Annotated in this window: 12 protein-coding genes and 2 tRNA genes; 6 read left to right on the top strand and 8 right to left on the bottom strand. The window is 42.0% G+C overall.

What is annotated here, in order from left to right:
- Positions 1-32 precede the first annotated feature (32 nt).
- The 3 genes from PQ469_RS16255 (at position 33) to PQ469_RS16245 (ending at position 3461) form a co-directional block, all read left to right on the top strand.
- The gene (locus PQ469_RS16255; RefSeq protein ID WP_274208618.1) at positions 33-704 is read left to right on the top strand and encodes a hypothetical protein; all 672 of its coding nucleotides are present in this window, start codon (positions 33-35) and stop codon (positions 702-704) included.
- A 68-nt stretch (positions 705-772) separates the two neighbouring features.
- The gene (locus PQ469_RS16250; protein ID WP_274208617.1) at positions 773-1756 is read left to right on the top strand and encodes a SusE domain-containing protein; all 984 of its coding nucleotides are present in this window, start codon (positions 773-775) and stop codon (positions 1754-1756) included.
- A 238-nt stretch (positions 1757-1994) separates the two neighbouring features.
- Positions 1995-3461 carry a glycoside hydrolase family 30 protein gene (locus PQ469_RS16245; RefSeq protein WP_274208616.1) on the top strand — a complete coding sequence of 489 codons (1467 nt, stop codon included), beginning with the start codon at positions 1995-1997 and terminating at the stop codon, positions 3459-3461.
- 1022 nt (positions 3462-4483) lie between these two features.
- Here the strand turns inward: PQ469_RS16245 and PQ469_RS16240 are convergent.
- The 3 genes from PQ469_RS16240 to PQ469_RS16230 all read right to left on the bottom strand — a co-directional run bounded on the left by PQ469_RS16240 (position 4484) and on the right by PQ469_RS16230 (position 7830).
- Positions 4484-4885: a hypothetical protein gene (locus tag PQ469_RS16240; protein ID WP_274208615.1), complete on the bottom strand. Its 402-nt coding sequence runs from the start codon at positions 4883-4885 to the stop codon at positions 4484-4486.
- 188 nt (positions 4886-5073) lie between these two features.
- Positions 5074-7404: a hypothetical protein gene (locus tag PQ469_RS16235; protein WP_274208614.1), complete on the bottom strand. Its 2331-nt coding sequence runs from the start codon at positions 7402-7404 to the stop codon at positions 5074-5076.
- A 9-nt stretch (positions 7405-7413) separates the two neighbouring features.
- Positions 7414-7830: a hypothetical protein gene (locus PQ469_RS16230; protein WP_274208613.1), complete on the bottom strand. Its 417-nt coding sequence runs from the start codon at positions 7828-7830 to the stop codon at positions 7414-7416.
- A 352-nt stretch (positions 7831-8182) separates the two neighbouring features.
- On the opposite strand from PQ469_RS16230, the gene PQ469_RS16225 reads away from it, so the two are divergent.
- Positions 8183-9223 (top strand): recombinase family protein, encoded by a 1041-nt coding sequence (locus tag PQ469_RS16225; RefSeq protein ID WP_274208612.1) that lies wholly within the window; start codon positions 8183-8185, stop codon positions 9221-9223.
- 493 nt (positions 9224-9716) lie between these two features.
- On the opposite strand, the gene PQ469_RS16220 is transcribed toward PQ469_RS16225, so the two are convergent.
- The 3 genes from PQ469_RS16220 to PQ469_RS16210 form a co-directional block, all read right to left on the bottom strand.
- Positions 9717-9801: transfer RNA gene (locus PQ469_RS16220), tRNA-Leu, on the bottom strand.
- 50 nt (positions 9802-9851) lie between these two features.
- Positions 9852-9924, bottom strand: a tRNA-Gly gene (locus PQ469_RS16215).
- 106 nt (positions 9925-10030) lie between these two features.
- Complete coding sequence (locus PQ469_RS16210) at positions 10031-10513, bottom strand: regulatory protein RecX (protein WP_274208611.1); 483 nt, start codon at positions 10511-10513, stop codon at positions 10031-10033.
- A 61-nt stretch (positions 10514-10574) separates the two neighbouring features.
- Here PQ469_RS16210 and PQ469_RS16205 point away from each other — a divergent pair, with 61 nt between their 5' ends.
- Entirely contained in the window at positions 10575-13040 is a 2466-nt protein-coding gene (locus tag PQ469_RS16205) for a bifunctional UDP-N-acetylmuramoyl-tripeptide:D-alanyl-D-alanine ligase/alanine racemase (protein ID WP_274208610.1), read from the top strand.
- 511 nt (positions 13041-13551) lie between these two features.
- Entirely contained in the window at positions 13552-14148 is a 597-nt protein-coding gene (locus PQ469_RS16200) for a DUF502 domain-containing protein (RefSeq protein ID WP_090652919.1), read from the top strand.
- Here PQ469_RS16200 and PQ469_RS16195 read toward each other — a convergent pair.
- Together PQ469_RS16195 and PQ469_RS16190 are read right to left on the bottom strand one after the other, a co-directional pair.
- Positions 14145-15395 (bottom strand): TCR/Tet family MFS transporter, encoded by a 1251-nt coding sequence (locus PQ469_RS16195; protein WP_090652920.1) that lies wholly within the window; start codon positions 15393-15395, stop codon positions 14145-14147. The two genes, PQ469_RS16200 and PQ469_RS16195, sit on opposite strands and share 4 nt — an antisense overlap.
- Before the next feature lie 81 nt (positions 15396-15476).
- Entirely contained in the window at positions 15477-15995 is a 519-nt protein-coding gene (locus tag PQ469_RS16190) for a 3'-5' exonuclease family protein (protein WP_274208609.1), read from the bottom strand.
- Positions 15996-16012 lie beyond the last annotated feature (17 nt).

Below are 16012 nucleotides of genomic sequence, written 5' to 3'. Positions count from 1 at the left end.
TTTTATTTAACAATATCCAATCATTAAATACAATGAAAAAATTAAGCACATTAACCATGAGCTTCAGAAAACCCATGTCTGTGATGCTCCTTTATATAGTTACTTTTTCTATACCAGCTACTTTACTTTTTTTAACCTCCTGTAAAGCCCTTGCTCCTTCAAATGGAAAAAAGGCCGGATCAAATACAAATACGCAAGTTAGCTCTTCGCAAAAGCCTAATTTGGTGCAGGGAGGGAACTTCGAACGGGGTGATTACAACAAGTGGACTATATCAAATATAACACCCGGTGTTACGGTTAGGTTTGGTGGTGGCAGAGCCTTGTATAGGGGGGGCAATGGGGGCCAGGCGGCAATATACCAGGCTATACAGGTAGAAGCCCACCAAAAGTACCAGATAAATATGCGGGTATCCGGTCACGGCGGTACTGACATGTGGTTTGAAGTATATGTAGGTAAAGCCGAGCCTCAGATAGGACAGGATTACAATGATGGAGGTAAACGTTTAGCTTTAAATACATGGAACGGCTGCGGAAAGACGCCTTTCAATGCACCTTTAACTCAACTATCCTGTGAGGGAGCAGCAAGAGGTGTAATTCAATTTTCCACATCGGGAACCGTATACTTACTGATCAAAAGCGGCGGCGGAGACCTCGGAACTACGGGTATCTCTCTTGCTAACGTTGAATTGCGAGCTATACAATAGTAGCCTGACTACTCTGAGTAAATCAAGGGTACAATTAATTTTATTAACAATTATTAAACTATAATATAATGAAAAAATTAAGCACATTGACCACGAGTGCCAGAAAGGCTATGGTAATGCTCTTTTATATGATTTCTATTTCCATACCGGCCTCTTTGTTTTTTTTAGCTTCATGCAGTAAAAACCTGTCGGCACCTAAACCTTTTCCGTTTGAAACCGGTGTTCTTTCCGCCTCAAAAAGCGCGGTAGTGTTTGATGCAGATAGCGGCAGCAACGAAGCTGTAACCTTTTCATTGGCCACAGATCCCAATTCATTGATCAAGTATACGCTTATCCTTACTGCGGGCAACAAAACAGATTCAGTAGCTATAACGCAGAATACGGTTATGAAAGATTTCACCGAGAGCGAATTAAACTCAATACTGATTGATAGTCTTGGCCTGGCAATAGGGGTAACTGCCGATTTAAGCGCACAGGTAAAGGGTATTATACCTTCAAATGGGAAAACGGCGCAATCGAACATCGTCACAATAAAAGTCACCCCTTCAAAGAACAGCCTGCCGCCTAATCTGGTGCAAGGGGGGCGCTTTAACTCAGGGGACGAAAGCAAGTGGACGGTATCGAACATAACAGCTGGTGTTACGCTTAGTTTTGTAAATGGTACAGCGCTATTCTCCGGCGGCAGTTGGGGCCAGGCGGCAATATTCCAGGCTATACAGGTACAAGCTAACCAAAAATACCAGATCGATATGAATGTTGCAGGTAGCGGGGCTACTGACGTTTGGTTTGAAGTATACTTAGGTAAAGCAGAGCCCCAACAAGGCGTGGACTACAATGATGGTGGCATACGTTTATCTTTAAACACCTGGGATGGTTGCGGAAATTCGCCTTTCAATGGGCTCCTGACTGACATTTCTTGTACCGGCGTAGGAAAAGGTGTAGTTCAATTCGCCACAACAGGAACTGTATACTTACTGATAAAAAGCGGCGGCGGGAACCTGGGAACTACAGGTATCTCGGTTGATAATGTTCAAATACGAGCTATCAAATAGTAGTATAACCCATCCTATCAAAATTTATTATTACCTGAACTGAAGAACCGGCTGGAATTTAATGCCAGCCGGTTTTATAATTCTAAATTTTCTGTCCTGAAATATTGAGACCCGAAATATAAAAGCGTTTTCTCTCATACGGGGCCTTCGGCAAAAAACACACATAGTCAGGGTATAATAGTCCCTGATAGCCTTTTATTTTATAAATAATATATCGACCTGATAAATACAAATTAAAATGCGTTCTAAAATTTTGTTATTATTTTTCACAGTGCTATTGACGAAATCGCAGGCACAAGAAAGCGTCAAAGAAAGAAATATTGATGCAAAGATCAACCGGAATTCAAAAGCAGTTGTTTATTCAACTACAAAAGAAACTGATGAAAGGATAACGCAAACGGCAATACTTGGTTTTGAATCGCATCCGCAGCCACTCGAAGTGGAAGAATGTATTTTTATAGATCCTTCCCGCCAATTTCAAAGCATTATTGGTTTTGGCGGTGCCCTTACCGATGCCGCTGCAGAGACATTTTTCAAATTGCCTAAAACCGCGCAGGATTCCATTCTTAATGCTTATTATGATTCGCAAAATGGAATCGGTTATACTTTTGCACGGACAAACATAAATAGTTGTGATTTTTCAAGCGGATCCTATACTTATGTGAATGATAATGATGTTTCACTTCAATCATTTTCCATAGGTCACGATCTGCAATATAAGATCCCGCTAATAAAAAAAGTAAACGATAAACTGAACGGTGGTCTTACGTTACTTGCAAGCCCCTGGAGCCCGCCGGCTTGGATGAAAGACAATAATGATATGCTGCATGGCGGTATCTTAAAGAAGGAATTTTATCCAATATGGGCAAATTACTTTGTGAAATTTATACAGCAATATTATGCTGCCGGCGTTCCTGTGTGGGGAGTTACCGTTCAGAATGAACCAATGAATAAGGCTCCCTGGGAGTCCTGCTATTTCAGTGCCGAGGATGAGAGAGACTTTGTAAAAAATCATTTAGGGCCTGATCTTACAAAAAACAATCTTGCCGATAAGAAGATAATTGTGTGGGACCAGAATCGGGACCTTTTATTTCAATATGCAAGCACCATTTTAAATGATCCGCAAGCAGCAAAATACGTTTGGGGCGCCGGTTTGCATTGGTATGAGACCTGGACAAACGATCCTCCGATGTTTGACAATGTATCACAAGTGAATGCGGCTTTTCCGAACTTAAACCTGCTTTTTACCGAAGGTAGCATGGGTAAAACCGGTTATTATGAAAGCAATAGGTGGGCCCTTGGCGAACTATATGCTGACAATATTCTGCATGATTTAAACAGCGGAATACGGGCCTGGTGTGACTGGAACGCGCTACTTGACCAAAATGGCGGACCAAGCCATGTAGGGAATGTTAGCTATGCCCCGATCATGGGAAATACGCAGACAGGGAATATAACTATCAGGGACGAATATTGGTACATTGGCCAGTTTTCAAAATTCATACGCCCGGGAGCTAAACGTGTAGCCGCTTCCAGTAACCGCAATGCGCTGCAAACCACAGCTTTTATAAACAGTGATGGCAAAATTGCAGTAATTGTACTCAATAGAAGCGACAATAATCTCCGTTACCATATTTGGTCAAATGGGGTCTGGATGGGGCATGCTGTAGCGGCGCATAGCATTCAAACAATTGTTATTGAATAAATCAAAGCTTTTCCCGGAACTTTACTATAATCTCATATACTTCGTGATTTTCTGTATTGAAATATTGAGTTCAAAAAGCATTATCGCATTCAAATCCATCAGGGTGGGAAAACAGGTGATCGGGATATAAATGATAAAGATTTAGTCCCGGAAATTTAAAGAGTATTTGAAACAGATCCCCAAAAGGGATTAGAACACCTGAAAAACAATTCAAATAACTAATTAACAGGATATTGCCTGAATACAAGAAAAGCCTGATAGAAAAAATATCTTAGTTAAAAAAAGAAAGTAAATATCTGACAATCAAATTGTTAGATGTTTAACAATAATTCATTGATCCCATAAAATGTTGTCCTATTGTTGTCTTGAAACGAAATGAGGCGATTAGTGTCTTTTATCTAATCGCCTCATTTTCAAGTACTCCAAGCGGTTCAACTTACAAACCATTTTGAAAGTGATTTGCAACTTTTAGTGAATTTAATTAGACACTGAAGCATACTAAGGGAATGGTAGCGGGAAGCTTTTTAAGACATTTTTTTGGAGCTAATAAATTATAAGTAGACTTAGTTTCCCTCATTTCGAAGAAGCTTTTAGAAGGTTTGATTGCACTGCTTTAAAGTCCTCCTTTCTTAAATCATTTAATAAATAGTTCTGAAAATGTTCGGTATGTGAGCCGAAAGTGATAGATTTTCAACTGATTTTGTGGAGGGAATGCGGCTATTGGCCAAATGTGACAAGCCAGCTGATTTTTCGCGAAGTTCTCCGATTATCCTAAGTGAGATATGATTTTTTCCTACTCAGGAACTTTCTTTGCATTGTCGATTGTTCGATACATTAATTTTCAAAATTTTAAGTTGAAATCATCGATAAGGTCATTAATGATATCAAATGGGTCAAGTTCATTGTATTTTCGCAGTATCATGTCTTTTAAATGATCATTATTTAAGAAAAGAATGAGTTTGCCACTTTCAGAAAAAACATCTTTTCTCTTTTCTAAGGCGCTATAATCAGGAAGCTTTTTACTACAAATTATTCCAAACCTTCCGATGTTTTTTTTTAAGATAATCGTCAACTTGAAGAACCGTGTATTTATCGATTGCGCTGCCATCCTTGGAATAGTTTTTAAATTCAACAACAATATATTTGGCATCATAATCTTCTCTGACAAACCGCCAATTATCGTCTAAACCGCGGTCTGGGTAGATTGCGTCCCTAACATCTATCCCGGATTTGCGTTTAAATTGTATCTTGGGCGGATTTAAAGGAGGGACAAAGAGGTGACTAAATATTTTTATACAAATATCTTCGTAGGCTTTCCAGCCGGACATGCCTTCCGGACAATTTTCCAGTTCGTAGATCAAATCTTGGGCGGCCTTTAATTTATTATCGACGAGTTGCACCGGCTGAGAAAGTAATGGAGCCAAATTATATACTGTTTTAAAATTTCAGTCGTAAACCGCAGCAAAAGCATTTCCATCCCCCCGGCGAAGTAAGAGGATCAATTGCTCGTCTGCAAAGGTTCGGTACTCCGGCAGATAAAATTGCTCAAATGAATTTATTAAAATAATCCGTTTGAGAAAAGATATGCGCGCTCTACTAAAGAAAATTCCGGCTACATATCCTTTCCTTTTTTGCGGCTGACAGCCAGGTTGAATAATGGGATATCAATTGCAAAAAAAGCGTTAAAATGCGGCATTAGCTGTATATGTGTATCTGCCGTTGTAGTCGGTGTAGTCCATTGGACACCAGCTCCCAATGAGAGCGGCAGGTAACCGGGAAAACCGTATACGAAATGCAGGCTGGGAGAAACGAGGCCTGCGAAATTGATGTTTTGTTCGTATGCACCCTGGCTATTGAGTTTATAACGAATAATACTGCCGATATCAACAAGCCCCACAAAAGCGCTGAAACTTCCGACTTGACCAGCACCGAGACTAAAAGTAGCGCCAATGGGAGCCGTTAAACCATATTGGTTAGTGAATCCAGTTCCATTACTTTTGGAACGGGCGAAAAACATGCCGACATAGGCGTTGATTGCGATATTTGCGGCTGTCTCCTTTTTGACACGGGAACTGCCTGCGGGTAAAGCATAAGTTTCCAGTAATGATTCCACGGCGGCGCTATTCTCCGCTTGCGTCAAGGCTGCAAAAAGCTGGTAATATTCTATGACTTTAGATAACGTAAAAAGCACCTTGTCGGCATTTTTCTTTTGCCAAACAGCCGCATCCATTTGTGCATTCAATACTATAAGTTGCTGTTCCAGCGCCTGGGTTTGGCCGGATATCGCTATTTTATCCTGAACTGTTGGGCCGTCAGTACCGGATAACGTTTTTAGCTGAACGTTAACAGTTTTTAATTTATCATTGATCGCATCGATATCCTTGCCTGCATCCGCTTCCGCATCGGCTTTGGCTGACTTTACAAAAGCATCATCACCCTCTCGGCTTTCCATATACTGACTGACTGTTTGGAGCATCGAACTAAGGTTCTGCACGGCAAGCGGGTAGTCTTTTTGTGAAAAAGCTTTAACCATGCTTATTCCGCTCTGCGAAAAAGGCGGCCAGTAGTTGGTAACCCGGCTGAACTCTTGTTTAAGGGCAGAGGATGCGTCTGAGCCCGAAACAAACGGCTCGCAAAGCTGCATAGAGGTAACGATCAACTGGTTATAAAGCGTAAAGCGTTCAACTGAAAAAAAACTTTTTCCAGTAAGTTGGCCGATGGTCATGTCATTCTTTTTAAGATCTGACAGTTGGGTTTGTAGCGATTGCAATTTAGAGCCAGACGCAATGATATTGTCAATCAGTGAAGTGAGTTTCTCATTTTTATCCCAAGAGGCTAAAAGCTCAGCCGCGGATTGTTTACCCTGACCGACCCAAAAGGGTATTGCACTGACATGTTGATATATTAAGCCCAGGAAGTATCTTGACAGTTCCAACTTATTAGCAGCATTGTTATTAGTCACCTGTGCGATCTCACTTGGACTTATATAATCATACTCGAGGCTTTCATCACCCGATAAGGTTTTTTTTCGAAGTCCGTCAGAGACTGCAGAAACTACCCTGATCACACCGGCATAATTATTTTCCGCCTGTAGAAAGCCGCAGCTATCCAGATCATGCAAAGATTTACCCAAACCGAATTTGCCGTTCATCTCATTAACCACTGCGCTGGCGGTAAAAATCAGCGTCATCACGGGTACCCGGGCGTTTAACGTTTTATAACGCGGGAGCTGATAAAGCAAAGGCAGCTGGGCAGGCAAAACGTCCAGATCTTCCTTTAAAGCACATTTTAGGGCGCCGAGTTTTTTTTGATAATCGTAAGGTTCGACAGGCTGGATCAGCGTGACCGTATGGTCAAACAGAATTTTAAATTCCGGGTACCGGGCAATAAATGCCTGCAATTTGGCGATAACGGAAATAGTCAGTTCTTCGTTGGCCCGTTTAATAAGATAATCAGCTGATCCGTTAGTCAGGTTTGATACCAAATTAACCCCGGGACTTCCTGAACTTGTTGAAATCATATTGCCGTTAATTTGGTCTGGGATTAAGGCTTTGTCGGCATCGAGCCTTTTGAAACCGGCGGAGAAAATTTCCCTTAGGAACGGATTATCCTTGAACTTTTCCTTGATAGCGTCAAGCGTTGCATCATCTTTTAAGCCGGCATTCCTGGCGAGGATTTTCATGATCACCTGTTGGGACGCTTTTGGGTCCACGTCAGCACCAGTTAAGGGAGTCATTTGAGCTGTTTTGACTACAACCCCCTTTACCGGGTCAATCATCTGGTACCCTGGCACATCCGGCATCATGATTAAATTGACACCATGCTTGGCATTTAACAAACCGATGGCATCGTAGATTGCAGATTGTTCCTGTTGGGCACTTGCCGTAAGTGCTGCCAGTAAAGCAAAAAGTATTAAATTTAAGCGTAAGGTTACAGGTTTCATGTTTCGGATTTATAAGGGTGAAGAAATAGGTTTTTTACTTTTTATTAATTTTGAAAAATGGTTAGTTAGCTGACGACCGGTGAGTCTTTTCAGGCCTTGATCTTCGAATGCATAGATTGCCATATTCTGATCAGCTGTACTGACTTCCAGGTGCGGTTTAGAAGACAGGAAAAAATCAATAAAGCGGAGTTCATGCGTACCTTTGACATTCCGGAATTGCTCTTCGGCGGCATTTACTGCTATCACTTGCTGGTCCAGCGCCGGGCCCGAGACCGAGTGAAAAAAACGCAGCTTGCTGCCCTGCTGATAAAAATCAGCTGACGCCAGCAAGTGTTTATCACGTGCAATTAATACCCGGAATCCCCCCGTTCCCGACAAATGCCGGAGACGGAAAATATGAAGATGTAAAGGGGTGGCGGTATCCACATCCGATAAAGAAAGTTTGCGTTTATAAAAACTTAACGCATCACCAATAATATCAAAACTATAATTTTTACTATTATTTGAATCATTGAATTACAGCGCTAATTATTCAAAGGGTGACCCCAATAAGGTCCCCAATTCTTCCGTTTTAAAGTCAGGATCATTGTGCTTTAATGTTAAATGCAATGAATTTTATTGATCCCAAACTCAGGCGGGTAACACCTGAAATGTCTGTGCAAATATTGAAGGAACACGGCACAAAAGTTACTATAGAAGAAGCGAAAATAATTTTGGATTTTATGTATAAAATAGGTAAATTGTCTGTAGGTCAATACGTTAAAATATAGTATCATTTATGAGATCAGCAGATTTGTATATCAGGGTAAGCACGGACGAACAAGCAGATAAGGGTTATTCCCAACGTGATCAGGAAGAACGTTTAAGGAAATATTGTGCTATAAACTCCATTGAAATCAGAAAGGTGATTTTTGAAGATCATTCCGCTAAAACTTTTAACCGACCACAATGGAACAGCCTGTTAGTGGAATTAAGTAAAAGCAAGGGTAAACATATTAACCTGATACTTTTTACCAAATGGGACAGGTTCAGCCGCAATACAAGTGATGCTTATCAAATGATTGGTAGACTGTCCAAATGGGGTATTGAGCCACAGGCGGTCGAACAACCCTTGAATCTCGAAATCCCCGAAAATAAAATCATGCTTGCGTTTTACCTTGCTACGCCGGAGGTAGAGAATGACCGCCGTGCCCTGAACGTCAAGCATGGCATGAGAAGGGCTAGGAAAGAGGGGCGGTATATGGGACGGGCACCGTATGGCTACGATAACAGGAGCCGTGAAGATGGCAGCAAATATATTGTACCTAATTCTAAAGAAGCCCCGATGATGCGCTGGATATTTGAAGCTATTGCGGAGGGCGTATTTGCACCTGATCAGATCAGGAAAATGGCCAATGATAAAGGGATTATGATCAGCAAGTCTAATTTCCATCGGGAAGTCAGGAACCCAGTTTATTGCGGCAAGATCGTGGTCAGGCAGTATAAAGAAGAAGATGAACAATGGGTGGACGGCCTGCATGAGCCTATCATTAGTGAAGCTTTATTTTATGAAGTTCAGGATGTCCTGAGTGGCCGAAAAAAGGTGCTTAGGGTACAGGCGGTAAAGGTATGTGCAGCATTACCCTTAAAGGGCTTTTTACAGTGTGATAAATGTGATCGTCCGCTTACTGGTAGTGCTTCAAAAGGCAGAAGTGGCTTTTATTATTATTACCATGCTCAGGGAGCCTATGGTTGTGGTTGTCGTTATAAAGCGGACGAGATGAATAAGGAGGCGGCAAAAATGCTGAAAAAATATATACCGGCACCTGGAATGAGTTAGTTATATAAGATGGTTGTTTCGGATATTTATAGAATATATAAGGGTTCATCCCATGTCGGAAGAAGGGAAATAAGCGAGGAAATCTCAAAATTGAACGCAAAACTGGCTAATGCCAGGGATATGCTTTTCGATGAAAAACTGGATCATGATGATTATAAAATCATGAAACGGGAATGTGAGGAAAAGTTAAAAAGGCTTGAATTGGCCTTGACGGAGGCAAAGGTCCAAAATTCGAACCAGTTAAGCATTGATAATATGCTTTTAAAGGCAATAGAGGCACTTTCTAAGCTCGATGAGTTGTTTTTGGATGGGGATATATTGACGAAAAGAGAGGTACTTGGTTCGATATTCAGGGAAAAACTAGGTTTTGACGGTATGGCTTATCGAACCGGGCGAATCAGTGAACCTGCTAAACTTATCTTTCAAATTAACAAGGAGTTAAGGCATAAAAAAAACGGGAAAGAATACAAGCCGTTGCATCTTTCCCGTTCAGTACTCAGAGCGGGAATCGAACCCGCACTCCGTTTACGGGAACAGGATTTTAAGTCCTGCGTGTCTACCAGTTCCACCATCTGAGCAGGTGATTAACCTTTAAAAATAAAACCCTTCTTTTGATGGAAGGGCTTTGAGCGAAAGACGAGATTCGAACTCGCGACCCCGACCTTGGCAAGGTCGTGCTCTACCAACTGAGCTACTTTCGCATTCTCCTGCTTTGAGTAAGCTGTGTGCCTATCTCGTTTGCGGGAGTGCAAATATAGACAGAATTGGATGTTCTGCAAGGGAAAATTTCACTTTTTTTAAAATAGTTTATAACTGGTTGACTTTCAAAACTTCTGCAACCAAGTCTGCTTCGTACCCGCGGCCCATAGCGTACTGTTGGAGCTTATAACGGCGCTTAAGTTCATTTTTCTCGCTCATGGTGCCCGCTTTTTTATCCAATAGCCTGGTTAACGCTGCAAAATAATCGTCGACATCAATGGCTGACAGGGCTTTTTTTATCAATACATCAGGTACGCGTTTCTGTTTAAGGCCTTGTTTTATTTTTATTCGGCCCCAGGCTTTCTGGCTAAACTTGCCTTTGGCGTAGGCTTTGGCAAAGCGCTCTTCGTTTAAAAAGTTGCCTTGTATCAGTTCGCTTATTACTTGTTCAATGGCATCGGGCCGCAGGCCCCATTCGTAAAGCTTGTCGCGCACCTCTTGCTGTGATCGTTCCTGGTAGGCGCAGTAATTTTCGGCCTTGGTTAGGGCTATTTTAGGGTCTGTTATCTTGATTTTTTTAGGGCCATCCATTGGTAGTCAAAATTCGTCAAAAAATACGCTATAGTTAAATTAATATGCCCAAATTCGTACCATGCTTAACAACCAGTACCAGATAACCGAAGTTAAACAGATCATTAATGCAGGCGGCAACATTGTAAAAGAATATATCATCAGCGCACTGTTTACCGATAGCCGCCGTTTAAATAACGCAACCGAAGGCTTATTTTTTGCCCTAAGCGGCAGGCGTAACGGCCACGAGTTTGTTGCCGGCGCTTACGCGGCTGGCGTACGTAATTTTGTGGTGGAGCATGGTCCCGAATTTAACTTACCCGAAGCCAATTTTTTAATAGTAGCCGATCCCCTGGCTGCCTTGCAGGCTTTGGCTGCCCACCACCGGGGCAGGTTTAACCTACAGGTAATAGGCATAACCGGCAGTAACGGTAAAACTATTGTAAAGGAGTGGCTATACCAGCTGCTTAACGCCGATAAAAATATTGTGCGTAACCCAAAAAGCTATAACTCGCAAATAGGGGTGCCGCTTTCGGTATGGCAGATAAACAGCCGCAATGATTTGGGGATTTTTGAAGCCGGAATATCAACCATTAATGAAATGGAAAAGCTGGAGGCTATTATTAAGCCCCAGGTAGGTGTGCTTACGCATATTGGTACAGCGCATGACGAGGGTTTTACCAGCAGGCGGGAGAAGGTTTTGGAGAAGCTTGAATTATTTAAAAACAGCCAAAAACTGATTTGCAATTACGACCTGCTGATCGATTTTAGGAGAGATATACAGGCCAAAGAAACATTTACCTGGAGCCGTAAATTTAACCAGGCCGACTTGTACGTTTTTAGCGGGACGGTGATCTCCAAAAACTATTACCTGCGCGCTTATTACCAAAAACAGGAGATTGAATGCCTGGTGCCCTTTACCGACGAAGCGTCGATAGAGAATGCTATTGTTTGCTGGGCAACTATGCTGGCCCTTGGGTATAGTGCTGTTGAGGCTGATAAACGTATTGAACGCCTGGTGCCGGTAAGCATGCGCCTTGAATTAAAAAACGGCATAAACAATTGCTCGGTGATTGATGACTCTTACAACTCCGATCTGCAATCATTGGAAATTGCGCTTAATTTTTTAGGCCAGCAAAATCAACATCATAAAAAAACACTCATCCTGTCAGATATCTACCAGTCGGGGTTGCCACAGGATGTACTTTATCAGCAAGTTGCTGATCTGGTGGCTGGTAAAAAGGTAGATAAATTCATTGGTGTTGGCGATGCTTTGGTAAACCATAGGGAGTACTTTAACGTAGCTGAGCATCATTTTTTTAACGATACAGCTGCAATGCTACAGCACCTGAAGCAGCTTGATTTTAAAGATGAAACCATCCTGATCAAAGGTTCACGTAGTTTTGAATTTGAACGAATAAGCCGCGCGCTGGCCCAAAAAGCCCATGAAACAATTTTAGAGATTAACCTGAATACTTTATTGAGTAATCTTGATTTTTATAAATCTAAACTGAAATCGGGTGTAAAAGTGATGGCGATGGTAAAAGCCTTTAGCTATGGCAGCGGCACTTTTGAGGTAGCCAATATGCTGCAATACAATAAGGTTGATTACCTGGCAGTTGCCTATATTGACGAGGGAGCCGCATTAAGGCAGGCCGGCATAAACCTGCCTATCATGGTATTGAACCCAGAAGCTTCGGCATTTGATAAGCTGACCGAATACAAGTTGGAGCCGGTAATTTATAGTTTCGGTTTGCTGGATGATTTTGTGAGTTATGCTAAAGGGCGCAACATATCAAACTATCCTGTAAATATCAAAATAGACACCGGGATGCATAGGCTGGGCTTTGAGAATCATGAAATAGATACCCTATGCGATATGCTGGAAGCCAACAGGTACGTGCGTGTACAATCTGTTTTTTCGCACCTGGCAGCAAGCGAGGCTGTTAAACACGACGAGTTTACCAAAACACAAATAAAACGTTTTGAAAAGGCATTTAAAGAGATTGAACGCTCGCTTGGTTATACCGTTATTAAGCATTTGTGTAATACGGCTGGCATCATCCGTTGGCCTTCGGCACAGTATGATATGGTACGGTTGGGCATTGGCTTATATGGTATTGATTCGGCGGTGCCTGCATCAAACAGGGCGTTGCAGCCTATAGCCAGTTTAAAAACAAGCATTGCACAGGTAAAAAAAATAAAAGCGGGAGATACAATCAGCTACAGCCGCAGTGGTAAGCTGGCTAAAGACGGCAAAATTGCCACTGTGCGTATTGGTTATGCCGACGGCTATTTGCGGGCATTTGGCAACGGCGTAGGTAAAATGCTGGTAAAAGGGACCCTGGTGCCAACCGTAGGTAACATCACCATGGATATGTGTATGCTGGATGTAAGCGGCCTTGATGTAAACGAGGGAGATGAGGTAGTTATATTTGACGAACAGCACCAGCGTATTGAGGAGTTGGCCACACAGATAGGCACCATTCCGTACGAGATATTAACTAATGTTTCGCAGCGGGTAAAAAGGGTATATTTTTACGAGTAGGCTTTTAAAATATTTTTAACACTTTTTTGTCAAAAGCGGACAAAAATAATAATTTGCCCACCTGTGCAGTGTGAACTTTGTCGCCATATCTGCCTGAACGTTAACCTTGACGGATCAGCATATGCACCGAAAAGATAATCGTGTTAAGACAATTTATAAAAAGAGTTTAAACAATAATCACAACTATACCACTTCAGTGGTAAAAAGCCTAAAAATTTTTTTACAAAGGGAGGTCTGTGGCCCCGCCTAACCATTTGTGATTTACATTTTTTGCAAGTAATATGTGACATAAGCGTTGATTTAGAATGCTGAATCTACATATTGAATTTACAACCATATTATAAAATTGAAAACTGCACTTATAGTGTAAAATAAAGTGTGAAATAGCTGTGAAAAATGTAAACTATAAAAATGTAACCAGTAGTCCTGCCAGCGTTTGGGGGCCCCTTTTATTTTATTTTTTTGCCAATTTAAAAGGGTGTATTTTTACAGGGAGAAATTTTAGGGGCTTATGAACAATTTTGTACGGGTTTTAATCAGGTATTTTGCCAAAGGCCTGTTGGTAGTTGTACCTATAGGCGCGGCAATTTTTTTGATGTACTGGGGCGTATCAACAATTGATAAGGCGTTGAATTTGAGTGATCTGCTGGTTGATAAAACAGGGAAGCATCTGTATATACCGGGCCTGGGGATACTGAACGTGATTGTAGTGATCATGATAGCGGGCATTTTGGTTACCAACGTAATTACCGATCCGATAAAACACTGGTTTAAGCGCTGGTTTAACCGTTTACCCATCTTCGCATTCCTGTATTCATCTATAAAAGACCTTACCGAGGCCTTCGTAGGCGAAGAGAAAAAATTTAACGAGCCTGTTTTGGTAGAAATAAATGAGTTCGGGCTGAAAAAAATTGGCTTTCTTGTTCAAAAGGACCTCGCTGTTTTAGGGCTGCCCGGCGAAGTTGCCGTGTATTTCCCTTACTCTTACTCATTTGCCGGGCAGGTTATCATTATTGATGCCAGCAAAGTAAAACCCATTGATAAAAGCGCAGCCGACATTATGAAGTTTGTAATCTCGGGAGGTGTAAGCGGTTTAGATCATCATTAAACTGTTTTCACTGCTTTCTTCGGGGCAGGTACTTTTTTAAAACTTTTTACGGCCAATAACACACTCGTCAGCATTAATAAGGCGCCCAGTATGTATGGGGCTCCAGGAAAATATGCTGTGGTATCTTTATGGGTAAATAAGTGAAAAACCGAACTCATCAACAGTGGCCCTATAATAACAGCCACACTGGTAAGGCTGGTTAATGAGCCCTGTAACTCTCCCTGTTCTTTTGCCGATACTGTACCGGTAATTAATCCCTGCAGTGCAGGCCCCGAGATGCCTCCAAGGCAGTAGGGTACCATGTAAACATAAACCATCCAGCCATGGCTGGCAAAGGCAATAAGCACCAACCCAAGGGCGTAAAATAGCAACCCGGCTACAATATTTTTTTCCTGTCCAAATTTAGGGATAGTATACCTGATAAGCCCGCCCTGTATAGCTACCAGTACTACACCAATAAACACCCCCAGGTAACCAATACTGATCTGGCTCCATTGAAATTTTTCAATTAAAAAGAAGGCTAAAACGTATTCTACTGCTTTTTGGGCTACATAAACCAGCGCGAATGCACCAACCAGGCCACCAAGTGCGGGATAACGGTTAAGGCTGCGTAATGAACTTATGGGGTTCGATTTTTTCCATTCAAATTTACGGCGGTTTTCGGGCGCTAATGATTCGGGAAGTACAAAATAGCCGTATGCTGCATTAACCAGCGCAAAGGCGGCGGCAGCCATAAATGGCAACCTAACGCTAATCTCGCCCAGGAAACTACCCATAGCCAGCCCTACAATGAACCCTACACCTGATGCCGCGCCTACCAATCCAAAATTTGCTGCGCGGTTTTTGCCGGTGCTCACATCGGCAATGTAGGCCGTTGCCGTACTGGTACTTGCACCGGTGATGCCGGCTATTACCCGGCCAACAAAAAGCCAGGCTATAGTAGGGGCGAAGGCCATAAAAATATAATCTATTCCAAAGCCGAGCAATGAACTCAGCAGGACAGGCCGCCGGCCGTACCTATCGCTCAGGTTACCTACAACTGATGAGAAAAGGAATTGCATTGATGCATAGGTAAAGGTTAAATAACCGCTGTATTGGGCGGCGGTACTTACATCAACATTGCCCAGGTTTTCGAGCAGTTTGGGCATTACGGGGATAGTAACCGCTAAACCAAGCACATCAATAAACAGCGTAACAAATATAAAGCCCAGCGCTGCCGAATGCTTCTTTTTAGGTTTTTTAGTCATTAATTTGATAAAGGTTTATACGCCTTAAAAGTTTTGAAGATATTAATTTTGGCCAATATATAACCTATCATATTATTTTATCTATAATTTAATCTTTAACTCGTGCTCGCGTTTTAAGGTAATTAATGCCTCGGCGTTTCCTTTGGCATCATCAACGGGGTGGTGTGTATGTGCTGTTTTGCGTAGGTGTTTAAAGTTTTTAAACATATCTTTTACCATGCCTTTGTACAAACTGCCCAGGTTTTGCGAACTGAAGCCAAATGGATTTTTGCCCGTAAAGTGATGGAAGTACCAACAGATGAACATCCAGTCGAACCCGTTATTGTCGCTGATAAAAATGGGTTGATCTTTGCAAACCGTTTTTATCCAGGTTGCAAAATTGGCCATGACCGTGGCCGGGTCATCAAACAATAAAACTTCGTCGCGCGTATGGCCCGAAACAGCCAGCGCTTCGGGGATATAATTTTCAGATATTGGTTTTAACTGTCCGTAAAAAGTTTTGTCGAGGCCATCCTGTACAAGTACGGCGCCGAAAGAGATCATAGAAAAGTCGCCCGGAATTGGGCCGTCACTTTCTATATCTACCATAATATAAGCCATTATTTTCTTTATTAAAG

This window comes from Mucilaginibacter sp. KACC 22773 (genome assembly GCF_028736215.1).
Classification (GTDB): domain Bacteria; phylum Bacteroidota; class Bacteroidia; order Sphingobacteriales; family Sphingobacteriaceae; genus Mucilaginibacter.
The sequence above is the reverse complement of the archived record's forward strand: the minus strand, read 5'-3'. Positions and strand labels throughout refer to the sequence as shown.